This window comes from Amycolatopsis echigonensis, from assembly GCF_014174495.1.
In the GTDB taxonomy this organism is placed as follows: Bacteria; Actinomycetota; Actinomycetes; order Mycobacteriales; family Pseudonocardiaceae; genus Amycolatopsis; species Amycolatopsis echigonensis.
The window spans coordinates 33,763-57,976 of record NZ_JACJHR010000023.1 but is presented as its reverse complement, the minus strand read 5'-3'; the positions used below and the strand labels follow the sequence as shown (position 1 = coordinate 57,976).

Annotated in this window: 23 protein-coding genes; 13 read left to right on the top strand and 10 right to left on the bottom strand. The window is 69.2% G+C overall.

The features are described from left to right. Positions 1 to 29: 29 nt before the first annotated feature. Positions 30 to 323, bottom strand: coding sequence for a co-chaperone GroES (groES, locus tag H5411_RS17960; RefSeq protein WP_009072407.1), 294 nt, complete (start codon positions 321 to 323; stop codon positions 30 to 32). A gap of 349 nt (positions 324 to 672) precedes the next feature. Here groES and H5411_RS17955 point away from each other — a divergent pair, with 349 nt between their 5' ends. Beyond that, positions 673 to 2,595: a peptidoglycan recognition protein family protein gene (locus tag H5411_RS17955; protein ID WP_183124377.1), complete on the top strand. Its 1,923-nt coding sequence runs from the start codon at positions 673 to 675 to the stop codon at positions 2,593 to 2,595. Positions 2,596 to 2,641: 46 nt separating this feature from the next. Here H5411_RS17955 and H5411_RS17950 read toward each other — a convergent pair whose 3' ends face one another. Then, entirely contained in the window at positions 2,642 to 3,970 is a 1,329-nt protein-coding gene (locus tag H5411_RS17950; RefSeq protein ID WP_183124410.1) for a glycosyltransferase, read from the bottom strand. Between the two features lie 53 nt (positions 3,971 to 4,023). Next, complete coding sequence (gene xrtP / locus H5411_RS17945; protein WP_101435968.1) at positions 4,024 to 4,530, bottom strand: exosortase P; 507 nt, start codon at positions 4,528 to 4,530, stop codon at positions 4,024 to 4,026. Between the two features lie 390 nt (positions 4,531 to 4,920). On the opposite strand from xrtP, the gene H5411_RS17940 reads away from it, so the two are divergent. From H5411_RS17940 to wecB, 3 genes are all read left to right on the top strand, one after another. After that, positions 4,921 to 5,673 (top strand): choice-of-anchor P family protein, encoded by a 753-nt coding sequence (locus H5411_RS17940; RefSeq protein WP_312878394.1) that lies wholly within the window; start codon positions 4,921 to 4,923, stop codon positions 5,671 to 5,673. Between the two features lie 21 nt (positions 5,674 to 5,694). Beyond that, on the top strand, positions 5,695 to 5,874 hold the full coding sequence (locus tag H5411_RS17935) for an LPXTG cell wall anchor domain-containing protein (RefSeq protein WP_101435970.1): 180 nt from the start codon (positions 5,695 to 5,697) through the stop codon (positions 5,872 to 5,874). Positions 5,875 to 5,943: 69 nt separating this feature from the next. Further along, entirely contained in the window at positions 5,944 to 7,107 is a 1,164-nt protein-coding gene (gene wecB / locus H5411_RS17930) for a non-hydrolyzing UDP-N-acetylglucosamine 2-epimerase (RefSeq protein ID WP_183124408.1), read from the top strand. Here wecB and tsaD read toward each other — a convergent pair. The 3 genes from tsaD to tsaB are packed head-to-tail and all read right to left on the bottom strand — an operon-like array spanning position 7,088 to position 9,278. Continuing rightward, complete coding sequence (gene tsaD / locus H5411_RS17925) at positions 7,088 to 8,134, bottom strand: tRNA (adenosine(37)-N6)-threonylcarbamoyltransferase complex transferase subunit TsaD (protein WP_101435971.1); 1,047 nt, start codon at positions 8,132 to 8,134, stop codon at positions 7,088 to 7,090. The two genes, wecB and tsaD, sit on opposite strands and share 20 nt — an antisense overlap. Then, on the bottom strand, positions 8,134 to 8,616 hold the full coding sequence (gene rimI, locus H5411_RS17920; RefSeq protein WP_183124376.1) for a ribosomal protein S18-alanine N-acetyltransferase: 483 nt from the start codon (positions 8,614 to 8,616) through the stop codon (positions 8,134 to 8,136). The genes tsaD and rimI overlap by 1 nt, the downstream gene beginning before the upstream one ends. Then, the gene (gene tsaB, locus H5411_RS17915; RefSeq protein ID WP_183124375.1) at positions 8,613 to 9,278 is read right to left on the bottom strand and encodes a tRNA (adenosine(37)-N6)-threonylcarbamoyltransferase complex dimerization subunit type 1 TsaB; all 666 of its coding nucleotides are present in this window, start codon (positions 9,276 to 9,278) and stop codon (positions 8,613 to 8,615) included. Before tsaB ends, rimI begins: the two co-directional genes overlap by 4 nt. Positions 9,279 to 9,775: 497 nt before the next feature. On the opposite strand from tsaB, the gene H5411_RS48965 reads away from it, so the two are divergent. The 8 genes from H5411_RS48965 (at position 9,776) to H5411_RS17875 (ending at position 18,261) form a co-directional block, all read left to right on the top strand. After that, positions 9,776 to 10,267 (top strand): type VII secretion target, encoded by a 492-nt coding sequence (locus H5411_RS48965; protein ID WP_183124374.1) that lies wholly within the window; start codon positions 9,776 to 9,778, stop codon positions 10,265 to 10,267. Positions 10,268 to 10,271: 4 nt separating this feature from the next. After that, positions 10,272 to 10,862: a DUF3558 domain-containing protein gene (locus H5411_RS17905; RefSeq protein WP_101435974.1), complete on the top strand. Its 591-nt coding sequence runs from the start codon at positions 10,272 to 10,274 to the stop codon at positions 10,860 to 10,862. Beyond that, complete coding sequence (locus H5411_RS17900; protein ID WP_101435975.1) at positions 10,862 to 11,506, top strand: DUF3558 domain-containing protein; 645 nt, start codon at positions 10,862 to 10,864, stop codon at positions 11,504 to 11,506. The genes H5411_RS17905 and H5411_RS17900 overlap by 1 nt, the downstream gene beginning before the upstream one ends. After that, the gene (locus H5411_RS17895) at positions 11,506 to 12,891 is read left to right on the top strand and encodes a hypothetical protein (RefSeq protein ID WP_220817074.1); all 1,386 of its coding nucleotides are present in this window, start codon (positions 11,506 to 11,508) and stop codon (positions 12,889 to 12,891) included. The genes H5411_RS17900 and H5411_RS17895 overlap by 1 nt, the downstream gene beginning before the upstream one ends. Before the next feature lie 2 nt (positions 12,892 to 12,893). Next, positions 12,894 to 13,640 (top strand): ESX secretion-associated protein EspG, encoded by a 747-nt coding sequence (locus H5411_RS17890; protein WP_101435977.1) that lies wholly within the window; start codon positions 12,894 to 12,896, stop codon positions 13,638 to 13,640. 109 nt (positions 13,641 to 13,749) lie between these two features. Beyond that, complete coding sequence (locus H5411_RS17885; protein WP_183124407.1) at positions 13,750 to 15,171, top strand: acyl-CoA synthetase; 1,422 nt, start codon at positions 13,750 to 13,752, stop codon at positions 15,169 to 15,171. Next, positions 15,168 to 16,484 (top strand): carboxyl transferase domain-containing protein, encoded by a 1,317-nt coding sequence (locus H5411_RS17880; RefSeq protein WP_183124372.1) that lies wholly within the window; start codon positions 15,168 to 15,170, stop codon positions 16,482 to 16,484. The genes H5411_RS17885 and H5411_RS17880 overlap by 4 nt, the downstream gene beginning before the upstream one ends. Before the next feature lie 364 nt (positions 16,485 to 16,848). After that, on the top strand, positions 16,849 to 18,261 hold the full coding sequence (locus H5411_RS17875; RefSeq protein ID WP_101435979.1) for an MFS transporter: 1,413 nt from the start codon (positions 16,849 to 16,851) through the stop codon (positions 18,259 to 18,261). 141 nt (positions 18,262 to 18,402) lie between these two features. Here H5411_RS17875 and H5411_RS17870 read toward each other — a convergent pair whose 3' ends face one another. After that, positions 18,403 to 19,500, bottom strand: a complete 1,098-nt coding sequence (locus tag H5411_RS17870) for a neutral zinc metallopeptidase (protein WP_312878392.1) — start codon at positions 19,498 to 19,500, stop codon at positions 18,403 to 18,405. 367 nt (positions 19,501 to 19,867) lie between these two features. Here H5411_RS17870 and H5411_RS17865 point away from each other — a divergent pair, with 367 nt between their 5' ends. After that, entirely contained in the window at positions 19,868 to 21,526 is a 1,659-nt protein-coding gene (locus H5411_RS17865) for a DUF2207 domain-containing protein (protein WP_183124371.1), read from the top strand. 21 nt (positions 21,527 to 21,547) lie between these two features. Here the strand turns inward: H5411_RS17865 and tsaE are convergent, their stop codons facing one another. Genes tsaE through alr form a run of 3 tightly spaced genes read right to left on the bottom strand, consistent with a single transcriptional unit; the run spans position 21,548 to position 24,206 of the window. Further along, positions 21,548 to 22,003, bottom strand: coding sequence for a tRNA (adenosine(37)-N6)-threonylcarbamoyltransferase complex ATPase subunit type 1 TsaE (tsaE, locus tag H5411_RS17860; protein WP_279630330.1), 456 nt, complete (start codon positions 22,001 to 22,003; stop codon positions 21,548 to 21,550). Then, positions 22,000 to 23,088, bottom strand: coding sequence for an alpha/beta fold hydrolase (locus H5411_RS17855; RefSeq protein ID WP_167441906.1), 1,089 nt, complete (start codon positions 23,086 to 23,088; stop codon positions 22,000 to 22,002). Before H5411_RS17855 ends, tsaE begins: the two co-directional genes overlap by 4 nt. After that, positions 23,085 to 24,206, bottom strand: a complete 1,122-nt coding sequence (gene alr / locus H5411_RS17850) for an alanine racemase (protein WP_183124370.1) — start codon at positions 24,204 to 24,206, stop codon at positions 23,085 to 23,087. Before alr ends, H5411_RS17855 begins: the two co-directional genes overlap by 4 nt. Between the last annotated feature and the right edge of the window lie 8 nt (positions 24,207 to 24,214).

Here is a 24,214-nt window from a genome sequence, read left to right as displayed (position 1 = left end):
CGGGGCGTCCTTGCGCTGCGAGTGACGCGTCAGTTGATGACGGCCAGCACGTCGCGGGCGGAGAGGATCAGGTAGTCCTCGCCGTTGTACTTGACCTCGGTGCCGCCGTACTTGGAGTAGATGACGACGTCGCCGACAGCCACGTCCAGCGGAACGCGGTTGCCCTTGTCGTCGATGCGGCCCGGGCCCACGGCCAGAACCTTGCCCTCCTGGGGCTTCTCCTTGGCGGTGTCGGGGATGACGAGGCCGGAAGCGGTCGTCTCCTCGGCCTCGCTCGTCTGGACAACGATCTTGTCCTCGAGCGGCTTGATGTTCACGCTCACCGGGTTGACCTCCACGGTCGTCGAAAGCGTCGGCATGATGACTGGTTACGGCTCATACCACCCCCGCCGTCGCGGGTGCCGGGGCGTGTCCGGGCCGTTCGATTAGCACTCTAGCCATGTGAGTGCCAGCTTCGCAAGGAGGGTCCGCCGGACCTGGCGAATCGGGTGACGGAACCCGCTGACCGGCCCGTTTGTTCCAGGCCGCGCGACGAGCGCCCGCCGCGGGGCGGCAGGCGGCCAGGGCAGCGCCGCGTGCCCGTTCGGCCCCATCCGGCGGAAAAAGCCCACCAGCTCCCCCTGCTCCTGGTTGGATCCGGACAGACAGGCATCTCACTCCTGGAGTCCTCCTATGCCCCGCTCACTCCCGTGGCGCCTGGCCGCCGCCACCACCGGGCTGCTGGCGTTGGCCGCGATCGCGGTCGCCGTGCCCGCTTCCGCGCAGCCGGCCAACGAAGCCCGCCAGCGTGCCTTCGCCGACGCCGCGTCCGAATTCGGTGTCCCGACGGACGTGCTGCTGGCCGTCTCGTACCTCGAATCCCGCTGGGACACCCATTCCGGCGCGCCCAGCACTGCCGCCGGGTACGGCCCGATGCACCTCACCGACGTCCGCACCACCGGCTTGCGCAGCAGCGAGTTCGACAACCCCGACGAAGACCCCCGAGGCGACGACTCGCGCCCGACCCTGCGCCTGCGTGCGCTCGAACCCTCGGCTCCCCCGCCCGGCAGCCAAACCATCGACAAGGCCGCCGAGCTCCTGCACACCGACGCGGCGAAGCTCCGTACCGACCCCGAAGCGAACATCCGCGGCGGCGCGGCACTGCTGGCCGAGTACCAGCGAGAGCTGGGCGTCAAGAGCGACAACGCGAAGGACTGGTACGGAGCTGTCGCGCGATACAGCGGCTCCGAAGACGTCACCGGCGCACGCACCTTCGCCGACGAGGTCTTCGCCACGATCAACAGCGGCATCGCGCGTACGACCGACGACGGCCAGGCCGTCAAACTCGCCGCGACCTCCGGCGTCACCCCGGACCGGGCGCAGGTGGACCGTCTCGGCCTGCGTGCCGGAGAGCCGCCGGCGACCGAGTGCCCGAGGTCGCTGTCCTGCGAATCGGTGCCCGCGCCGTTCCAGAAGATCGGCGACAGCTACGGCAACTACGACAAGGCTGACCGGCCGCGCGACCAGACGATCGACTACATCGTCATCCACGACACCGAGGGCACCTGGGACTCGGTCATGAAGCAGGCCCAGACCCCGGGCCAGACCGCGTGGCACTACACGGTCCGCTCCTCGGACGGCCAGGTCGCCCAGCACGTGCCGACCAAGGACGTCGGCTGGCACGCCGGGAACTGGTACCTGAACGAGAAATCCCTCGGCGTCGAGCACGAAGGCTTCGCCGCACAGGGCACCTGGTTCACCGAGGCGATGTACCGCCAGTCCGCGAAGCTCGTGCGCTACCTCGCCCACCGCTTCGGCGTTCCGCTGGACCGGGCGCACATCCTCGGCCACGACAACGTGCCCGGACCGAACGCGGACAAGATCAAGAGCATGCACTGGGACCCGGGTCCGTACTGGGACTGGGCGCACTACTTCGACCTGCTCGGCGCCCCGCTGGAGCACGAAGGCGAACCGGATTCCGGCCTGGTCATGATCGACCCGGAGTTCTCCGCCAACCGTCCGGTGTTCACCGGCTGCGACAAGATCGGGTCCGGGAATCCGTGCCCGGAGCGGGGTTCGGGATCCGTCGTGCTGCATACAGAACCGGACGAATCCGCGCCTCTGCTGTCCGATGTGGGCATGCACGGCCCTAACCCGTCCACAATGGACGTCGCGGACATCGGCAGCCGCGCGGCCACCGGCCAGAAGTACGCCGTCGCGGACACCCAGGCCGATTGGACCGCGATCTGGTACCTCGGCCAGAAGGGCTGGTTCCGCAACCCGGACGACGCGCCCACCGCGTACCCGGCCGACGGATTCGTCGCGACGCCCAAGGAGGGCAAGGCGACCGTGCCAGTCTACGGAAGCGCGTACCCGGAAGCCGCGGCGTACCCGAAGGACATTCCGGTGCAGGAACTCAAGCCGTTGCCGTATCAGCTCGGCGCGGGCCAGAAGTATTCGGTCGGCGGGCTGACCGGGTCGGAGTACTACTCGGCGTCCTTCGACGTCGCGACCAACAAGGTCGTGAAGGGCAAGGCGAAGTACGTGGAAATCCAGCTCGGCCACCGCGTGGCGTACGTCAGCCGCGACGACGTCGACCTCGAACCGGCGTCCTGACCTCAGCTCGCTGAATGCCCGGGCCGCCCGCGTGCGGCCCGGGCATTCACGCGTCCAGGGCCACTTTCACGCCGGCGCTGGCCTCGGTGTTGCGCCGGGTTTTGGCCCAGCCGTTGCGACCGCGCACGAGCCGGAACAGCGCACGCCAGGACGTGATGTAGAAGGTGTAGATGTAGGCCGCGTACAACAGGCCCATGCCGATGCCGCGGAAAATGTTCTTGCTGCGCAAGCATTTCATCTGGTAGATCGGGCCCCATACCACGAACGGCAGCAGCCCGAACGAACCGTAGATGGCGAACAGGATCCACGCGCCGCCGGTGAACCACGTCCACACCTGGCCCGGATCGCCCGCGGTCGTCACGAGAAGCATGATGAACGGAACCGGGTACAGCAGCGAGCCGAGCAGCTGCATCCACGGCTGCGCCAGGTAGTACATCATCTCCGCGGCGCCCAAAGTGGACAGATGCGGCGAGTCCCAGATCCGGCGCAGGTACCGCATGCACTGCATGGTCCCCTGCCCCCAGCGCGTGCGTTGCACCAGGAACCGGCGGAGGCTGTACAGACCTTCTTGCGCCACATACGAATCCGGCGTGAATCCGGTGCGCCAGCCCGCGGTGAGCAGGTGCACGCCGAGTTCGAAGTCCTCCAGCAGCGAACCGCGCCACGGGGCCAGCTCGTCCCCGGCGATCGAGTCCAATGCGGACAGCCGGGTGAACTGCCCGTTGCCACCCATGGAGATCGTGCCGGTGAAGCCGCGCGACGTCTGGATCGCCGCGATCGCGGTACGGAACTCCAAGTCCTGCAACTGGGCGAGCTTGAGCCCGAAGGCACGGGAGAACCACGTGCGGCCGGGCGGACGGCTGCGGGCGTTGCTCATCCGGACGTCAAGCTGGACCGCGCCCATGGTTTCGTCGCCGAACAGGTGGTCCGCCGCGCACACTTCGAGACAGTTGGGCGCGGGGCGGCCGTCCGCGTCGACCACCACGACCACCACCTGGTCCCGATCCGCGTCCGGGCCGAGCCACTCGTCCAGCTCGCGGTACGCGGCGTTGAGCGCGTCTCCCTTGCCCGTGCGCGCTTCCGGTCGCTGACGGGCGACCAGGTGGAGATTCGGGTCGTAGCCGCCGTTGCGTCGCCACACCGAGCGCACGACGCGGGCGGTGCGGTCGTCGGAATCGTCGTCCACGACCCACACGTGCGCGTGGCGGAACGTGCCGCGCAAGTACTTCACCGTCTCGCGGATCACCACTTCCTCGTCGCGGCAGGGGACGAAGAAGTGCCACGAGAAGTCGTCCGGGTCGCCGACCGGAGCAGGCTTGCGGCGCAGGTACGGCACGACGATCGCCACGACGTACACGAGGAACGCGACGCTCATGGTGAGCGCGAACGCCTGCGTGACCGACAGCAGGATCTTCAGGCCGGAGTCGCTCACGCCGCGGCCCGTTTCTCGGCCTTCGTCTTCCGCGTCGACAACCAGACGAACAGCACCAGCGAGATCGCGCCGCCGATGACGCTGACCAGCGAGCCGAGCAGGGTGTGGCCCCAGTAGTAGCCCTCGTCGGTGCCGAGGCCGTTGACCAGCCCGACGATGGTGAGAATCCGTAACTGATTAACCAAAATCACCGCGATCGCGGAAATTCCCAGCGAGAAAAAGAGCCGGCGGGCATTTTGCGGCCGGAACCACAGAAGAGCGGCCGTCACTAATAGCAACGGTAGAAGAAGGAATACCGACGAGCATTCCGGAGTCATCCGCAACCCGAATGGAGTATCGCCAGACAACCCGAAGTAGACCGATTCCCGGTTTCCGGCCACATAGACCCCCGATGAGGTGACAACCCGGAGGATGACCCCGGCCAGCTGCACCTCCAGCTCCCGGTACCCGCGTTCCACGAGCACCAGCACCACCCCCGCGGCGAGCACCCCGAACACCGCCATACGCAGCGGAAACCGGGGTGCGCCGGACACCGGCGCGTTGACTGCTGTCACGACGACCCTCTCGAGAAGAACCCAGCGGAACCGGGGCGGACCCGGCCGCGGTCGTGTCCGCGACGGTTTCCGCCCTTCGCCGGGCAGCCCCTTTGCGGGGACACCCGAGCAGCTTTCGGCATATTCTTACGCACACTTGCTAGTCCGTTCGGGTGATACTTCATCCAACCTGGGGAAAAGCGAATTCTTATCACCCGATATGGTGATCCAGCGAAAAATCTGTGCCATTTCTGGAACGTCCGCCGATAACCGATCCGCGTGCCGACTCTTGCTCAGCGGGATTCGTCCGTGCAGCGGCTCGCCCTGAGAAAAATCGGAGGACCAGTGAAGAGACACCTCGTGCGACGAGGCGGAATGCTCGCCGTCGTCGTGGCGAGCATCGCCTTGGCCGGAGCCGCTCCGGCCAGCGCCGCTCCCGGTGACGGGTCGGCCTACGGCGTCAACGTCAACGTGACGCTGCTCGGCCAGCCCGCGGTGCACGTCGGCCCGCTCGCGGCCGCGAACACCAATGGCCCGAAGGAAAACACCGCGGTCTCCGCGAACGTGCCCGGCGTGCTGACCACCGGCGTGATCACCACGTCCGCGGTGCGCGACGACAACTCCGGCGCGGTCACGTCGAAGGCGTCCGTCGCCGACGTCGGGCTCCCGCTGCTCAAGCCCGCGGTGGGCGATGTCGGCGCGAAGGCGATCGAAGCCGTCTGCACCGCGACGCAGGAAGGCGTCAAGGGCAGCACCACGCTGGTCGGCGCGAACCTCGGCAGCCTCGGCCAGGTCGACGCCAACCCGGCGCCGAACACCGAACTGCAGGTCCAGGTCGGCCCGCTGCACGTGGCGACGCTGATCCTGAACGAGCAGATCAAGAACAGCGACGGCAGCCTCACGGTCAACGCCCTGCACCTGAAGCTGCTCGGCGGCCAGGCGCTCGGCTCGCTCGGCTCGGGCGACGTGATCCTGTCGTCGGCGACCTGCGGTCCGGCCGCTCCGCCGATGCCGCTCGCCTCGGGCGCCGGCATGTGGATCGGCTTCGGCGTGCTCGCCGCGATCGCGGTGCCGGTCGGCCTGCGCTTCACCCGGCGTCGTTCGGCCGCCTGACCCCGGTGAGGTGATGCAGCGATGTACAAGATGCCTGGTGCCGGGGTCGGCGTCGCCGGTGGCGGGGTGGGCACCCTCGCCGCCACCGGTGCCGACGTCGGCTGGTGGCTCGCGGTCGGCCTGGCGCTGGTGATCCTCGGGATCGTCGCGCTGGTCGCCGTCCGCCGCCGGAATCGGCGGCTCGCCCGCCTGGACGGCTGAAGAATCCGGGCTGCCGGCGTTGTCCCGCCGGCAGCCCGGTTTTCCGGGACACTCGAAAGGGTGGAAACGTTGGACGTGATGCTGCTGGCCGGGACGCGCCCGGAGGCGGTCAAGCTCGCCCCGCTCGCGCTGGCCCTGGAGGCACGCCCCGGGCTGCGGCCGCTCGTCGTGCACAGCGGTCAGCACCAGGGCATGGTCGAACAGGCGCTGGCCCCGTTCGAGGTCGAGATCGACGCGTGGCTCGACGTGCCGCCGCGGGTGTCGGGCACCCAAGCGGAACTGGTGTCCGGCCTGCTGCCCGCGCTCGACGCCGCGCTGCGCCGCTACCAGCCGTCGGCGGTCGTCGTGCAAGGCGACACCACCACCGGACTGGCCGGTGCGCTCGCCGCGTTCTGGCTCGGTATTCCGGTGGTACACCTCGAAGCCGGACTGCGTACGCACGATTTGGCGTCGCCGTTCCCCGAGGAAGGCACACGGCAGATGATCTCGCGGATCGCCGCGCTGCACCTGGTCCCGACGGCGGCCGCGGGCGCGGCGTTGCTGGCCGAGGGCGTGCCTTCGGACCGGATCACGCTCACTGGCAACACCGTCGTGGACGCCGTGCTAGCGGTGGCCGCGCGCGATTTGCCCGCCCGTGATCCGGCGCTTGCCTTGCTGGAGATGGGAATCGCCGAAGCGGGTGAGCAACTGGTGCTGGTGACGTCGCACCGCCGCGAGTCGTGGGGCGAGCCGTTGACGCGCACGCTGACCGCGGTGCGGCAGATCGTCGACGCGCATCCGCGGGTGCAGGTGCTGTTCCCGGTGCACCCGAATCCGGCTGTGCGGCAACAGGTTGAGGACGTGCTGGGCGGGGTCGCGCGGGTGACGGTCACCGAGCCTCTGGAGTACCCGGACCTTGTGCGCGCACTGCGGTTGGCGTCGCTCGTGTTGACGGATTCCGGTGGTATCCAAGAAGAAGCGCCGACGTTTGGCACGCCAGTGCTCGTGCTGCGTGACACTACGGAACGCCCGGAGGCCGTCGAGGCCGGTTGCGCTTGGCTGGTCGGCACCGACACCGAGCTGATCACGGACACCGCCGCACGAATTCTTCGCGGCGAGATGAGTGCTGCTGTGTCAGCGAATCCCTATGGAAACGGCTCCGCCGCCGCGCTGTCGGCTTCGGCGATCGAGGCGTTGCTGGGGGTGTCCGCCCACTCCGCCGCTCTCGTGAGTCCTAAAGGGACACAATGTTGACCGGCAGGCCCGGGTTCGCCGAGAAGTCCAGCGGTGCCACCGATCGGCCTGCCGCCACCACATGCGCGCCCAACGCCGCGATCATCGCACCGTTGTCCGTGCACAAGCGGGGCCGCGGCACGCGCAGCTCGATGCCAGCCTCCGCGCACCGCTCAGCCGCCAGCTCGGAAAGCCGCGAATTCGCTGCCACGCCACCGGAAATCACCAGCGTTCCAATGTTTTGTTCGCGCGCGGCACGGATCGCCTTCGCGGTGAGCACGTCCGCGACCGCTTCCTGAAAGGACGCCGCGACGTCGTTCACCGGCACCTCGTCGCCAGCACGCTCGGCGTTCTCCACCCAGCGTGCCACCGCCGTTTTCAAGCCGGAGAAGGAAAAGTCGAACTTCGCGTCGCGCGGACCGGTCATCCCGCGCGGGAACGCGATCGCCTTCGGGTTGCCCTGCTTGGCCGCCTTGTCGATCGGCGGCCCGCCCGGGTACGGCAGCTCAAGCACGCGCGCGACTTTGTCGTACGCCTCGCCCGCCGCGTCGTCCACAGTGGACCCAAGCTCGGTGATGCTGGACGCGATGTCGTCCACTCGCAACAGTTGCGTGTGGCCGCCGGAAACCAGCAACGCCAACACCGGCGTCGGCAACGGGCCGTGCTGCAACGTGTCCACCGCGATGTGCCCGGCCAGGTGATTCACGCCGTACAGCGGCACATCCAACGCGGTCGCGTACGCCTTCGCCGCCGAAACGCCCACCAGCAACGCGCCGGCGAGACCCGGCCCCGCCGTCACGGCGATCGCGTCCACATCGGACAGTTTCAGGCCAGCCGTGGCGAACGCGCGTTCCGCGGTCGGCACCATCGCTTCGAGATGCGCTCGGCTGGCGACCTCCGGCACAACCCCGCCGAAGCGAGCGTGCTGGTCCACACTGGACGCGACCTCGTCGGCGAGCAGTTCCACCGTGCCGTCGTCGTGCAGGCGGACGAGGCCGACTCCAGTCTCGTCGCAGGAGCTTTCGATGCCCATGATGACGCGCGCCATCAGCCGGCCACCTCGTCTCGTGCCGGGGCCTGCGCGGGGCGGGCCATGGTGAACGCGTCGGCGCCGGAGGGCTGGTAGTAACGCTTCCGGATGCCAAGTTTTTGGAAGCCGTGCGCTTCGTACAGCTTCACGGCCGGGTCGTTGTCCGTGCGTACTTCGAGGAAGACCGCCGCTTGCAGCTCGTCGGCGCGCGCCAGCAACGCACGCAGCAACGCCTTGCCGATGCCCTGTCCCTGCGCCTCCGGAACCACGCCGATCGTGTGGACGCTCGCTTCGTAATCTCCGCGTCGACCGACCACTGCGAGCCCCGCGTAGCCCAGCAGGGTTTGCCCGTCGTCCGACCGCGCGGCCAAGTAGTAATGCCCCTGGTCCAGCTCGGAATGGAACGCGCGCGCACTCCACGGGTCGTCGCCGGGGAAGAGGATCTTCTCGATCTCCGCGCACCTCGCGACGTCAGCGCGGCGCAACTGGTCGAGCTTCACAGTACGGTCACCCTCTTGCGCGCCGTGGGCTCCACAGCGTCCGGACGGCGCAGGTACAGCGGCGTCAACGGCTCCGGCTCCGCGCGTCCGAGAAGCGCCGTACGCGCGACGCGCACCAACCCAGCCGGCGACGGAAACCGCGGCTCGATCGGCACCACGCCCACCGCTGCCGCGTACTGCAACGCTCCGTCGCCCGCCGCAACCCGGATGTCAGTGTCGATGTCCGCGGGGCGCTGTACGTGGGGACCGTCCGTGCGCGCGCCCGAAGCGTCGTACGCAGCCCAGTAGACCTCGCGGCGCCGCGCGTCCGTGAAGACGAGAAACGGCTTCTCCGTGCGCACGACGTCAGCCGCGATCGCGTCGAGACTGCACACCGGGTACGCCGGGATGCCGAGCGCGTGCGCGTACGCAGCCGCCGTGGCCATGCCAGCGCGCAGGCCGGTGAAGGGCCCAGGCCCGACGCCGCACACGATCGCGTCGAGTTCGCGCAACGTGACCCCAGCCGCCTCCGCGGCAGCCAGCGCGTGCGGGGCGATCAGCTCGCCGTGCGCCCGAGGATCCACCGTGACGCGGTCCGCCCGGGTGACAAGCTCAGCCTCGTCGACGGCAACGATGCCCGCCGTTACCGCCGGAGTAGCCGTGTCGATCGCCAATACCAGCACGATTTCCCAGGATAGCCCGGGTCCGCCGGGGACCGGGGAGCGGGTTTGGGGGTCCGGGAAGATACGTTCCGTGACGAAACTGCCTTTCGCGGCCGCGCTGGGCGGGGCGCTGGTTCTGGCGGGTTGTTCAGCCGCTCCCGCCCCGGCTGGGCCAGTGGTGTCTTCGGAGCCGTCCGCCGTGCGCGGGTGACCGAGCAGCGTCGAAAGAGCACCGGACACCGTCGGTTACCCGACCGTGCTCCCGCCCCGCCGACGACCGCGAACAAAGCGGCTGTCAGGCATCGTCGGCGTGAAGAACGACGAGACCTCCACCAGTTCGGCCATCCTGTGCACTGGCGATCAGGCCGCCGCAGCAGCCCTGACCACCATCAAGACCGGTTCCTGGCCCCTGCCCGGCTTGGGGGATTTTGTCCACACGAGGAACCTCGACCGATTAAGCTCAGTCCAAGCGGCGGCAGTCGGAGACAGTGCCGCCGGGAGCGAGGGGGAGCGTCATCGTGGGCAATGGGCAGTCGTCCAGCAGCAGCCAGCCAGTGGACGGGCGCGCCGGATACGTCGACCCGGAGGAACAGGCCAGGCGCGACCGCCAGGACAAGCAGTTCGGCGAAGCGATGAACTCCAACGGCACGCGCATCTACCAACAGCGCGCGGCCGAGGACGAAAAGGTCAACGCCGCGGCGGCTGGTGGCGGATTCAAGATGGACATCGCGGCGATGCGGAAGCTGCAGCCGAAATGGCAGGAGATCGCGGACAAGCTCGATGGCATGATCCAAACTGCGAGCCAGTTGAAAGTCGTGCCCCCGCCAGCCGACGATCCGGCCAGCACGCTGCAGAAAAAGGCCGCTGACGGCCACGCTGACGCGTATGTGGCCAGCCTCCAGCAGCAGCGGGATTACGCACAGGGCTACGCGGACAAGCTGAAAGACGCCATCTCCAAGTACGAGAATCAAGACCACGCCAACACCAATAGCCTGCGCAAGCAAGGATGAACCGGTGAAGCCCTTCGCTCTCGCCGCGACCGGCGGCCTCGTTCTGCTCGCCGTTACCGCCTGCTCGACCCCGGGCACCCCGGTCCCAGCGACGCCCGAGTCGTCGTCGGCACCGACGAGCACCTCGCGCAGCGTGCCCAAGGTCAGCAACCCGCTCGACGCCACCAAATACGAGCAAAACCCCTGCGCTCTCCTCAGCCAATCCCAGGCGACCGAGGTCATCAACGCCGTCCGCAACCGCCAAAGCCAGGGCCTCGTCGCGCCCATCTGCAGCTGGTACGACGCCGACAACAACCGGGTGGGCCTCGGGCTGCTTCCCGGGCAGGGCGGCCTCGCCGGCGCCTACACCAACAGCGACAGCGAATCCGGATACTTCGAGGCCGCGCCCGACGTCAACGGCTACCCCGCCGTCTTCGCCGGCACCACCGACGACCGCAAACGCGGCGGCTGCCAAATCGCCGTCGGAATCAAAGACGACGAAACGTTCACCAGTTCCGTCGCGCTCCGGTCTGCGTCGCCCCTGTACAACGACCCGTGCTCGCTCGCGGTGAAAACGGCTGCGGCTGCCATCACGACGATCAAAGCAGGTACGTGATGGCGACCTGCACCGTACTGGACGTCATCCGCCTGTCTAGAGCAGCAGAATCCGCGAAGCCCGCGCTCACTGCGACCGGCAGCCTCCTCCTACTCGCCGTGACGGGCTGTTCGTCTGCCACCGAAACACCGATCCAGACGGCCCCGGAGTCGTCGTCGGCACCGACGAGCGCCTCGCGCAGCGTGCCCAAGGTGAGCAACCCGCTCGACGCCGCCAAATACGAGCAGAACCCCGGCGCGCTGCTCAGCCAAGCCCAAGCGACTCAGCTCATCAACGCCGTCCGCCGCCGCCAAGGCCAAGGCCTCGTCGCGCCCAGCTGCGCCTGGTACGACGACAGGGACAACAGCGTCGGCCTCGGCCTGCTGCCTGGACAGGGTGGCCTCGGCGGCGCGTACACGAAAGGCGACAGCGAATCCGGATACTTCGAGGTCGCACCTGACCTCAACGGCTACCCCGGCGTCTTCGCGGGTACCACCGACGACCGCAGATGCGGCGGCTGCCAAATCGCCGTCGGAATCAAAGACGACGAGGTCTTCACCGCCTCCGTGATGCTCGACAAATCATTTCCCGGCCACCACGACCCGTGCGCACTGGCAGCTCAAACAGCGGCCGCTGCCGTCACCACTCTCAAGGCAGGTGCTTGATGGCTAACCTCAGCCCGCAGGAAATCGTTCACCTGGTCAAAACGGGCAAGGGTTCCGGCGGCATGTTCCACGGTTCCGACCAGTCGGCGGCCCTCTCCGCTCAGCACGAGGACATCGCGAGCGAGATGCGGCAGCTTCAGAGCTCGATGGACGAGTACTGGAAGGGCGACGCCGCCGGCCGGGCCTACGTCGGGGCCGGACCGCTGGTCCAGGCTTCCCAGACCAGTGGCCAGCACCTCGCGCAAGCCGAGGCGCTCTACTCCGGCCAGGGCAGTTCCTTCGACGGGCTGCGCAGCAAAATCGCGTCCGTCGGCGATCTCGGGGACAAACCGGCGGACGACTGGGTCAGCGACACTCCCCTGTCGTTCATGTCCAACCGGGCCGACGAAATCGACGCGTGGAACAAGAAGGCGCAAGAAGTCGTCAGCAGTTACGAGTCCTATCACGGGGAATCGACGGAAAACTCCGCCCGCTGGGCGGACCCGTCGCAATACGGGCAGCTTGCGATGCCCTCCGCGGGCGGTGACTTCACCATCACCCAGCCCGGCGGCACCGGCACCGCGCATTTGCCCGCGCACTACACCCCGGGCGGTCCCGGCGGCACCGCTGGCACGTACTCCGCTGGCACGTACTCCGAGGACGGCTACGTCGGCGACAACACCGGCAGCACCGACGGCACGAGCAGCAGCCCGAGCAGCAGCACCAGCCACCGCGACCACACCAACGATCGCACTGGGCCGCCGGGGGTGATGCCTCCTTCGGATACCCACGATTGGGGTCCGGGCCGCTACACGCCGCCGCACAGCAACCCGCCGGATGGGCCGGGTCAGTACGTTCCGCCGCACGACAGCAACCTGCCGGACGACACTCGTACGTCCAGTTATGTTCCGCCGGACCTGACGAGCACCAACAATCCCAGCTACACCGGCAATCCCAACTCCTGGTCGCTCAACACCAGCAACCCCGGCGCTGGTAATCCCAACGGCGGCGGCAGCAGTCTGTACACGCCAGGGTTCCCGGGCATCGGCGGCACTCCAGGCAGCGGCAACGCAGGCACCCCAGGCGGCAACGCGGGCAGCGGCACAGGCGGCAACGCGGGCAGCGGCACAGGCGGCAACGCGGGCAACAACGTCGGCCGAGGAGGGGGAACCGGCACCGGCCCCATCAGCAACGCCGAAACCGCCGGGCGAGGCGGAGCTACCGCCGGGGCCAACGGGCGCGCGGGTGCACCGGGCATGGGCGGCGGCGCGATGGGTCGCGGCGAGAAGGGCGAGGGTGAAGACGACCTTGTGCACGAGACCGCCGACTACCTGGTCGAGCAGGACCCGGACGCGGCGCTCATCGGTGACCTTCCCAAGGCGGTTCCGCCGGTGATCGGGCTCTGACGATGCTCGTGCTCGCCCGCGAGGTGGTGCTCCCGGCCGATTGCCTGCCCCTCGCGGCGGAGTTGGCTGGGGTTTCGCTCCCGACCGCACTCGCTCCCGACCCGCTCTGGCGCGACCCCGAGGAGGCGCGCGCTCACCGCGAAGCCGCGGTGAGCGCCATGGCCGACCAGGGCGTCTGGGGTCGCGGTGGTCTGGACGAGACGTTCGCCCGGACCATGACCGTGTTGTGCCGCGGGGCCAGCGAGTTGTCGGCGACCGTCGAGAGCGGGCGGGACCGGCGGTATCGGCTGGTCGTCGCGGCGTTGCGGAAGGACGCGGTGCTCGCCTGTCACATGCCGTCCACCAGCACGGTGGTGTTGCGGCCTGCGCGGCCCGAGGCGCTGGTTGAGGATTTGATTCAGGAGCTGCCGCGCGTCCGGCCCGCGCAGGGCCAAGCGGTGTCGGTGCCAGAATCGGCCTTGAATCTGGCGATCGACGGCGGTCCGGCGAGGCAGGACGTCCGGCATCTGCTCGACATCGCGGCGTTGCCTCGGGCCGGCGGCGGCCAGATCACCGCGGCGGTGCGCGACGGGCTCGGCGGACGGCGGATCAACGGGCGCGACATCTGCACGTACTACGACACCGAGCACGGGCGCTACCTGTTCTCGTTCTCCGAAACCGACGGCGGCGAACGGTACGTGAACGTCGCCCCGGCCCGGCACGAAACGATGGTCGAACGGGTGCGCGCGCTGCTCGATAATCTCGCCTGACCCCGGGGTACCCCTGACAATCGATAGCTGTGAATCGCGTCGCAGGTGGCGATCGCCACTAGGCGGTACGGTGCGGTTCCAGGTGCCGGTGACGCAGGAGGTCCGCGAAGTGCCCGATCCGCTGTTTCCCGCAGTCGCCGCCGGATCCGGCAAGGAAGCGCTGCGCTTCGGCGACCGAAAACTCACCTACGCCGAACTCGGCGCGGTCGCCGGGGCGCTGGCCGCCGACCTGCCCAAGGACCGTCGGGTCGCGGTGTGGGCGACGCCGACGCTGCACACGAGCGTCGCAGTGGTCGCCGCGTTGCTCGCCGGGGTTCCGGTGGTGCCGCTGAACCCCAAGATCGGCGAACGCGAACTCGGCCACATCCTCGCCGACAGCGAGCCCGCGCTGGTGCTCGCCGAGCCCGGCGTCGAACTGCCCGCCGCGCTCGATCTGCCGCGGCGCGACATTCCGCTGGAGGGCGACGGGAAGCCGCCGGCCAGCGAGCCGGACGCCGAGGCTCCCGCGTTCATCGTCTACACCTCCGGCACGACCGGCCCGCCGAAGGGCGTCGTCCTGCCTCGCCGCGCGATTTCGAGCACGCTCGACGCGCTAGAGGACGCCTGGCAGTGGACCGCCGACGACGTGCTCGTCCACGGTCTGCCGCTGTTCCACGTGCACGGCCTGATCCTCGGCATCCTCGGCCCGCTGCGCCGCGGCGGAACCGTCCGGCACCTGGGCCGGTTCTCGCTCGAAGGCGTCACCGAGGAACTCGCGAACGGCGCGACGATGCTGTTCGGCGTCCCGACGATGTACCACCGGATCGCCGAAGCGGTCGCGACCGACGAAGCCCTCGCCTCCGCGCTCAAGTCCGCGCGGCTGCTCGTCTCCGGCTCGGCAGCGCTGCCGGTGCACGACCACCAGCGGATCACCGCCGCGACCGGACAGCAGGTCGTCGAGCGCTACGGCATGACCGAGACCCTGATGAACACCAGCGTCCGCGCCGACGGCGAGCGCAAGCCGGGTTCGGTCGGAGTCCCGCTCGCCGGGGTCGACCTGCGGCTCGTCGACGAGTCCGGGGCCGAAGTCACCGAGCCGGACGCGGTCGGCGAGATCCAGGTCCGCGGACCGAATCTGTTCACCGAATACCTCAACCGGCCGGACGCGACCGCCGCCGCGCTCGACGGCGGCTGGTTCCGCACCGGCGACATGGCCACCCGCGACCCCGACGGCTACGTCCGGATCGTCGGCCGCAAGGCCACCGACCTGATCAAGAGCGGCGGCTACAAGATCGGCGCGGGCGAGATCGAGAACGCGTTGCTGGAACACCCGAACGTCGCCGAGGTGGCGGTCACCGGCGAACCGGACGACGACCTCGGCGAGCGGATCGTCGCGTGGGTCGTCCCGGACGGCGCGCGCCCGACCGTCGAGGACCTCGCCGACCACGTGTCGAAGCTGCTCGCCCCGCACAAGCGGCCGAGGGTCGTGCGGTACCTGGATGCCTTGCCGCGCAACGACATGGGCAAAGTCATGAAACGAGCGCTGGGATGAGGCCCACCGCGCGCGAACTGCTGGCCGCCATCTCCGCTGAGTTCACCGACCTGTCCCTTCCGGACGCTCCGGCCGACGATCCGCTCGGCTGGCCGGGATATCCGGAAGCCCGGGCGGCAGCCGCCGCGCGCACCGGCGAGACCGAGTCGGTGGTCGTCGGACAGGCCCGGATCGGCGACGTGCCCACGGTGCTGATCGCCTGGGAGTTCGGCTTCCTCGGCGGATCGATCGGACAGCAGACCGGCGACCGCGTCGAGGCCGCCTTCGCCCACGCGAAGGAACGAGGCCTGCCGGTGGTTTCGCTGGTCGCGACTGGCGGCAGCCGGATGCAGCACGGCATGCGCGCGCTTTCCCAGCTCCAACGAATCGCACGCGCCGCCGCGGAAGCACGCGCGGCGGGCGTCCCGCAGATCTCCGTCCTGCGCGACCCGTCCACCGGTGGTGGCTGGGCGACGCTCGGTGCCGGTTCCGACGTCGTGTTGGGACTGCCCGATGCACAGGTTGGCTTCGCTGGCTCTCGCGTACGGCCTGCGACTTCGCCTGCAGAGGCGTACACCGTCGAAGCGAAGCTGGAGTGGGGTCAGGTCGACAGTCTCGTTGAACCAGACGAGCTGGGTGACGTCCTCGCGCGATGGCTACAGCTCTTGGCTTCCCCGTCGACAGACCCCGCTCCCCCGCCCAAGGCCCGTCGCGATGTCGCGCTGCCCGAAACCGGCTGGGACGCCGTACGGGCCGCGCGCGCTCCTTCGCGAGCGCGCGCACCCGAGTACCTCGACGCGTACTTCGACTGGCGAGAGAACTTACAGGGCGACCGTGCCGGTCACGTGGACGAAGGCGTCCAATGTGGCTTCGGCTGGCGAGACGGCCGCGCGATCGCGTACGCAGCACAATGCGGCACTGCGACGCGTCCAGCGGGCTTCCGCACCGCTGCCCGACTCGTCCGGCTGGCCTCCCGGCTAGGGATTCCGGTGTTGACCCTTGTGGACACTCCCGGCGCGGCGAACGACGACGAAGCGGAAGAAGGCGGGATCGGACCAGCGATCGCGGAACTCTTCGAAGCGATCGCCACCGCCGCTGTGCCGGTCACCACACTGGTGATCGGCGAAGGCGGTTCCGGCGGCGCGCTGGCTTTCGCCGCTCCGGGCGCGACGTGGATCACCCCGGACGCCTACTTCTCGGTCACCTCACCGGAAGCCGCGGCGGCGATCCTGAAACGCCCGATGACCGACGTGCCGGCCGTGGCCGACCAGCTGCGGTTGCGCCCGCAGGACCTGGTCGGCCTCGGCCTGGCAGCCGGGATCGTTCAGCCTTAGGACAGGTCAGGCCTCGGCCCGGACCCGCCACTTGCGCTGCGCGTAGGACGCGAGGGTGGCCGCTACAGCGACTCCCGCGGTTGCACAGCTTGCGATGGCCACGAATACTGCCGTCATTGCGGCTCCTCCTCACGGGTTGCATGCGTCGATGCCCGTCGGCGAATCCGGATGATCCGCTGGCCGACGCGTGCGGGTTGATGGGGTTGAACAGGTATCTACCTGCTACAGCGCATGGTCCCCGGTCTGTGTTACCGCCGCTACCCCTGTGCGTAAGTGAGACGCATCACGTTAGGCTTTGACGCGCTCGCGGTAGGTGATGGCGGGGGCTCTGCGCAGTGAGTCCTGAAAACGCGAAGGGAGCGATGTGACAGAGGCAGCAGACGGGAGGGGGCCGTCGGGCGGCGCCACCGTCACGGACGACGCGACAATGCGCCGGGCGGTCGGCGCGGCCGCGGTCGGCAACATCACCGAGTGGTTCGATTTCGGGGTCTACGGCTACCTCTCCACCACCATCGAGGCGCAGTTCTTCCCGCCCGGCAACCCCGCGCTGGCCCAGCTCGCGACGTTCGCGACCTTCGCCGTGGCGTTCCTGGTGCGTCCGCTCGGCGGCCTGTTCTTCGGTCCGCTCGGCGACAAGATCGGCCGGACCAAGGTGCTCGCGGTGACGGTCATCCTGATGGCGACCGGCACCTTCCTCATCGGACTGATCCCGTCGTACTCCTCGATCGGGCTGGCCGCGCCGATCCTGCTGGTCTGCGCGCGGGTCCTGCAGGGCTTCTCCACCGGCGGCGAATACGCCGGCGCGATGACGTTCATCGCCGAGTACAGCCCGGACCGCCGCCGCGGCTACTTCGGCAGCTTCCTGGAGTTCGGCACCTTCATCGGGTACGCGCTGGGCGCGACCGTCTCGTCGGTGCTGCCGCTGGTTTCGACGCCGGCCTTCATGGACACCTGGGGCTGGCGGATCCCGTTCATGGTGGCGCTTCCGCTCGGCATCGTCGGGGTCTACCTGCGGACGAAGCTCGAGGAGACGCCCGCCTTCCAGCAGCTGCTCGACGAGTCCGGCAAGCGCGAGGACGCCGAGTCCAAGCACGTGGTCCGCACGATCTTCGCGAAGTACTGGCCGACGATGCTGCTGGCTGGCGGCCTCGTGGTGACCTGGAACGTCACCAACTACATGCTCACCAGCTACATGCCGACCTACCTCAAGGACGACCGCACGATGTCCGCGCACGGCGGGCAGGCGATCTCGTCCACCGCGGCGGAATGGCTGCAGATCGCCGTGCTCTGGCTCGGGGTGCTGCTGATCCCGCTGCTCGGCAGGCTCAGCGACAAGGTGGGCCGCAAGCCAATCCTGTGGGTCGGAGCCGGCGGGCTGATCGTGCTCGGCCTCCCGATGGTGCTGCTGCTCAAGAGCGGGTCGCTGATCTCGGTGCTGCTCGGCCTGGTCCTGATGGGACTGCTGCTGATCTGCTTCTCCTCGACCTGCCCGTCCACGCTGCCCGCGCTGTTCCCGACCGAGGTCCGCTACGGCGGGCTGTCGATCTCGTTCAACATCTTCGTGTCCGCGTTCGCCGGGACGGTGTCGCTGGTGATGAGCGCGCTGGTGCTGGCGACCGGGGACCTCAAATGGCCCGGGTACTACCTGATGATCGCCGGTGCGGTCGGCGTGCTCACGCTCGTGAAGCTGAAGGAACCCGCCAAGAAGCCGTTGCCGGGGTCGGCCCCGTCGTTGACCGCTTCCGAGGACGCGGCGGCCAAGGCCAGCCAGCAGTAATCGGCCGACAGCGCTGAAGGGCTCCTTGAGGAAATCAAGGGGCCCTTCGGCGCGTTCAGGCCGCTTGCAACCGGTCGACCCGGGTGGTCCAGGAGCCGTGCGGTTCCAGGACGACGGTCCGGGTGTCGTCGTCGTGGCGGGTCAGGCCACGTCGGTGGAGTTCGCTGCCCAGGTGTTGCACTGCTGGGCGCGGTTCTTCGTCGCGCCCTGGCGCCACCAGGAGGCGGAGTGCTCGTCGGTGCCGTGGTCGCGCGGACCGCCGCCGTGGTCCCCGCGGTCCTCGGAGTTCCAGGCCTCGTTGTAGATGTTGCGGTCGATCGAGCCGCCCGCGGCCGACGACGCACCGAGGAACATGCCGGAGAAGCACTGCGCCTGCAGTTCCAGACGGCGGGACAGCTCCAGCCCGGCGTCGGAGTCGGCACCCGCGTCGTACCGCTGTTCGCTCATCGCCTCCTCGACGCCGGACAGGTTCTGCACGTGGTGACCGTATTCGTGGGCCAGCACCGCGAGGTAGATGCCGGGATGCGCGCCGTATTCCTCGATCTGGAGCTTGTCCATCGGCATGTAGATGGTCTCGTTCGTCGGGCAGTAGTAGGCGGCGAAATTGTCACCGGACGAACTGCACGGGCTTTGCATCTGGCCGGACTGCGCGACCACCAGGTTCGGGCTCTCGAACGGAAGGCCGGCGTCGCCGAGCACCGGTGCCCACACCGTGTTCAGGCAGCGGATGCCGGACTGGAAGAACCGTTCCGCGCCGGCCCGGTCCGAACTCCAGCGGCTGAGCGGGCACGCCACGTTCTGCAATCCGGCGTCGGCGCTGGCGAACAGCGGGTTCCGCGCGGTCTCCTTCACCGGTCGCGGGCCGCGGGGCGCCGGCGGGGCCTCGGACGCCGGTTCCGAGCCGCTGGTGGTTTCGCGGATTTCCCTGGTTGTCGAGGTGGTCGTGGTCGAAGTGCTGCTTTCGGTGGTGTACCGGGTGGGCGGCGTTTCCCTGAAGATCGAGGAATACGTCGGCGGCGTGGTGCTCGCCGCGTCGACGCGCTTGTCTTTGTGCACGGCCGCACCGAGTGCTGCCAGTCCCCCGACGACCAGCACGATCGCGCCGAGCACGGACACCAGCACGATCACCCCGGCGTGCGATTTCTTCGGCGGACGCCCGGCGCGATAGCCGTCGAGCCGGGCGACCGGACCGAATGCCGGCGCGGGCACACCAGGGGACGCGGCGAATGGTCCCGGCACCGGAGCGACCTGCGGCGGCGGCAACGGCGCGGCCGGCGGCGGCAAAGGAACTGCCGGTCCGGCAGCGGGAAACGGCGGTCCGGGAGGGAACTGCTGTGCCGGCGGAATCGGCGGCCCGCCCGGAAACTGCTGCCCCGGCGGCATCCCCGGCCCCGCCATTCCGCCGCCTGGCATCCCGGGGCCCGGCGGCATCCCGGGCGGCAGCGGCCGCGGCGGCGGGAGCGGGGCGGCTCCCGGCGGAACCGGATAAGGACCGCCTTGCGGTGGCCAGGTCATCGTTCCCCCTGCGATTGCGTGATTCGCGTAATCCGGCTTTTTTCACTGCCGGGGCGCCCAGCCTAGCCGGTGTGCTCTAGGCTCTGCTGCCGTGGCGAGGAAATGGGTTTCCGCGGCGGCGATCGCGGCATTGGCGGTGCTATCCGCCCCGAGTCCGGCGGCGGCCTTCTCCGGAACCGGGTGGCATTCCGAGAATGCGCAAGCGTCCTCCGAAGCGACTGCGGAAATCGCACTGAAACTGTTGCGCGACGGCGGCTTCCAGGTCACCGAGAAGGTGACTGTCCCAGGTGGACAGCGACTGGTGTCCACGTTGCCGCTGCGGCTGCCCGCCGACGACGGGCAGGACCTCCGCTACACGGTGCGGGACGCGAAGGCCACCGGCGGCAGCGCCGTCGCGCAGGCCGACGACCAGTTGACGCTCACCTTCGGCGCGGGCGAATCCACCGTCGTCTACACACTCACCGGCGCCCTCGCCGACCAGGGCGGCGGCCAGCAGGTGCGCGCGCTCGTCGCGGGCGGCTTCGACCGGCCGGTGAAGGAAATCAAGGCGTCCTTCCTCGCCCCGGCCCGGCAGATGGCTCCGGTGACCTGTTCGATCGGCGCGAACCAGCCGTGCACGCTGTCCGAGGTCGACCACACCGGCGTGCTGCGGCTGCAGCAGAACGATTTGCCGCCGGGCGCGCGGATGGAACTGTCAGTCGGGCTGCCACCGGGCACCGCGCCGGCGAATGCCGATTTCGTGCCGGCCAGCGCATTGGCGGCGGCATTCTCGCTCACCTTGCCGTCCGTCATCGGCTTCGCCGCGGTTGCCGTTTTGCTGATTGCCACCGCGCTATTCGTATGGCGACGCCGAAAGCAAGACGAGCTCGCGACCAGCGTCGGCGATACCACAATCGAAGTTCTGTTGCAGGAAAACGGCCGAACTTGGTTCGCTTCTCCGGACGGGGTGCTTCCCGGGCAGATCGGCACCGTGATGGACGAGTCGGTGGACCCGGTGGACATCGCGGCCACTGTCGTCGATCTGGCGGTGCGGAATTACCTGTGGCTGGCCGAGCTTCCCGGTCCGGACTGGCAGATCTCCCGGCGGAACCCGCCGGACGAGCACCTGCGCGATTTCGAGCGGGTGGTCTGCGAAACGCTGCTGCCGGAAGGTACCGACACCGTCCTGCTGTCCCGGCTGAACGATCTCGACGCGGCACCGATCCAGGACTCCATGTACCGGGACGTCGTTGCCAGCCAATGGTTCTCGCGTCGTCCGGACACCTCGCGCGGGGTGCTGGCGCTGCCCGGCATCCTGCTGTTCGTGCTCGGCTTGGTCGCGACGGCGGTGCTTTCGTTCACCGTCGGGCACGCGCTGCTGGGCGTCGCGGTCGCGCTCGCCGGCCTGGGTCTCGCCGCGGCTCGCGCGCTGCTGCCGTCCCGCACCGCCCGCGGCCGCGCGGTCGCCGGCCAGATCCGCGGGCTGTTGCGCTACCTGCACCGTCTGCGCGCGGAAGACATCGAACGCCCGGCGGACCGCGAGATGGTGTTCTCCCGTTCCCTGCCGTACGCGGTGGTGCTCGGCGACACCGAACGCTGGCTCGGCGCGTTCGCCGACTTGGACCCGGACGCCGACGGCCAGGCCGGCCTCTCCTGGTACGGCGGCGTCGAACAGGACAATGACCTGCGTCGCTTCGGCCCTCGGCTGCTGGCCTTCCTGACCGCGCTCAACCACGCGCTGACGAAGGAACCGTCGAAAACCGGGTCGTAGAGGATTGCCGGACGGTCAGCGCTAGGCCGCTTGCAGCTCGTCGACCCGGGTGGTCCAGGAGCCGTGCGGTTCCAGGACGACCGTCCGGGTGTCGTCGTCGTGGCGGGTCAGCCGAACGACCAGGTGGTCCTCCGACAGCCGCTCCGCACTGCCCTCGCCCCATTCGACGACCACCGCGGACGACTCCAGGTCAGTGTCCAGATCGAGGTCGTCCAGCTGGCTCAGATCGCCGCCGAGCCGGTAGGCGTCGACGTGGATCAACGGCACCCCGGCCGCCCCCGCGGCGTGCACTCGCGCCAGCACGAACGTCGGCGAACTGACCCGTCCGCCGACCCCGAGACCGTCCGCGATCCCGCGGGTCAGGGTGGTCTTCCCGGCTCCGAGCGGGCCGTCCAGCAGCACCAGGTCGCCCGCGCGCAAGGCCGCGCCCAGCGTCCGGCCGAAGGCCATCGTGTCCTCGGGGGTTTCCAGAATCACCTTGTCCACCACCAGTTTCGCCGGTTCGGCGCGGCGCTGCCACCACAGCGCTGCAGCAGGTCGATGAGATGGCTGTTCACCAGCTCGGGCTGTTCGAGCTGCACCATGTGCCCGGCTCCGCGCACGCGCACCAGCTCGGCGTCCGGCAGCTCGGAGACGATCCGCTCGGCGTGCGCGAACGGCGTGAAGCGGTCCGAGTCGCCGCCGATGACCAGCACCTGTGCGTGTTTCAGCCCGGCAAGCACAGCGTAGCGATGGTGGCTGCCGAGGGTGTCCACGAAGTTGAGCAGCCCGCGCACCGGCGTGACAGCCAGCATTTCCAGCATGAAGTCGACCAAGCGCGGCGAGACGTCGCGGCTGCCGAACGCGAGCCGTCGCACCGCTTGCCGAGTGAGCTGGCCGCCAGCCGCGCGGACGAACTCCACCAACCCGGGTTGCCATTCCGCCAGCTCGCCGACGCCGCGCGTGAGCGGGTTGTACTTGGACAGCAACGGCCTCGGCAACCCGCGTGCGCCGACTTCGCCCGCCGCGGTCGCGATGAAGGCAACGCCGCATACGCGGTCCTCGAAGAGGTCTGGCCGTTGCGCGGCAAGCTCCATGATCACCATGCCGCCCATGGAATGTCCCATGAGGACAATCGGTCCCTCGGGCACCATCGCGCGCAGCACGCTGTCGAGGTCGTGCGCGAGCTGTTCGATCGTCGACGTCTCAGCGGACGCTTCTCCGGACAGACCGTGGCCGCGATGGTCGAAGTAGACCTGCCGTACGCGCGGCAGTCGCAGCGAAGCGACGTCGCGGCGCTGAAAGTGCCACGAGAGCCGCGAAAGCGCGAAGCCGTGTACGCCGACGAGAGTCAGCTCTGGCGTTCCGCCGTCCTCTGGGTCGATCTCCTCGACCGACAGCGGCGTACCGTCTTCAGCCGCGACAGTGGACGTACGGTCCGGTTTCAACTCGCCCAGCGGCTCGTCGGCGAACGGGTCCTCGGTCGATTTGCGTTGCTGCGTCGCGACAACTGCCGCTGCTGCCCCCGTCACTACCGCTCCGACTCCGCCAGCGATCGCCCACAGCCGTGCCGAAGGAGTCACGCCTGCTCCCCCACATACCGGCGGCGCACACGCGGCCGGTACATCGAGGTGACGATCTCGTAGTCGATGGTGCCGAGCTTGTCCGCCCATTCGCGTGCGGTGGGCTCGCCGGACCGGCCCGCGCCGAACAACACGACCTCGTCGCCGATGTCAGGGACGTCCTCGTTGCCGACGTTGACCACGAGCTGGTCCATGCAGATCCGCCCGACGACTGGCCGCCGCCGGCCGCCCAGCCAGACGTCCATCCGGCCGGACAGCGTGCGCGGCACCCCGTCCGCGTACCCGGCGGGAACGAGCGCGAGCGTCGTGTCCTCCTGCGCCGTCCAGGTGTGCCCGTAGGAAACGGATTCTCCAGCCGCCAGCGGCTTGGTCAGCACCACTGTCGAACGGAACGTCATGACCGGGCGCAGGTCGTCGTCGGTGGGCACCGGGTTGAGGCCGTACATCGCGATGCCCGGGCGGACCAGGTCGAAATGCAGGTCAGGCCGGGTGAGTGTGGCCGCGGAGTTCGCCAGGTGCCGGATCGGGTCGAGGCCAGCGGCTCGCGCCGCGTCGTAGGCCTCGGCGAACAGCTTCGCCTGCGCGTCGATCGAGGCGTGCCCCAGCTCGTCGGCGCAGGCCAGATGCGACCAGATGGCCACTACCTCGACGCCGCGCGCCTTGACCGCCGCCTCGACCAGCTCGGGCCAGGCCGCGGGCGGGCAGCCGTTGCGGGCCAGCCCGGTGTCGATCTTGAGGTGCACGCGGGCGCGCTTTCCGGCCCGCTGCGCCGCGGCGTCGACCCGGGCCAGCTCGCTGAGGGAGCTGACGCCGAGGTCGATGTCCGCCTCGATGCCGGGCGTGAAATCCAGCTCCGGCACGTCCAGCCAGCTGAACAGCCGCACCGACAGCCCGGCGGCCCGCAGGTCGAGGGCTTCCTGCAGCGAGCAGGTGCCGAGCCAGCTCGCCCCGGCCTCGACCGCAGCACGGCTGACGGGTACCGCGCCGTGGCCGTACGCGTCGCCTTTGACCACGCACATGACGGCCGCACCGGGGGCCCGGGCGGCCAGCAAGGAAACGTTGTGGCGCACTGCGCCGAGATCGACCACGGTCTCGGCGTGCGGGAAACTGACAGTCATAACGACTG

Coding starts and splice junctions, on each gene's coding strand:
- H5411_RS17955 (WP_183124377.1), top strand. CDS start 673: ATGCCCCGCTCACTCCCGTGGCGCCTGGCCGCCGCCACCACCGGGCTG.
- H5411_RS17950 (WP_183124410.1), bottom strand. CDS start 3,970: ATGAGCGTCGCGTTCCTCGTGTACGTCGTGGCGATCGTCGTGCCGTAC.
- xrtP (WP_101435968.1), bottom strand. CDS start 4,530: ATGGCGGTGTTCGGGGTGCTCGCCGCGGGGGTGGTGCTGGTGCTCGTG.
- H5411_RS17935 (WP_101435970.1), top strand. CDS start 5,695: ATGTACAAGATGCCTGGTGCCGGGGTCGGCGTCGCCGGTGGCGGGGTG.
- tsaD (WP_101435971.1), bottom strand. CDS start 8,134: ATGGCGCGCGTCATCATGGGCATCGAAAGCTCCTGCGACGAGACTGGA.
- H5411_RS17900 (WP_101435975.1), top strand. CDS start 10,862: ATGGCGACCTGCACCGTACTGGACGTCATCCGCCTGTCTAGAGCAGCA.
- H5411_RS17895 (WP_220817074.1), top strand. CDS start 11,506: ATGGCTAACCTCAGCCCGCAGGAAATCGTTCACCTGGTCAAAACGGGC.
- H5411_RS17890 (WP_101435977.1), top strand. CDS start 12,894: ATGCTCGTGCTCGCCCGCGAGGTGGTGCTCCCGGCCGATTGCCTGCCC.
- H5411_RS17880 (WP_183124372.1), top strand. CDS start 15,168: ATGAGGCCCACCGCGCGCGAACTGCTGGCCGCCATCTCCGCTGAGTTC.
- alr (WP_183124370.1), bottom strand. CDS start 24,206: ATGACTGTCAGTTTCCCGCACGCCGAGACCGTGGTCGATCTCGGCGCA.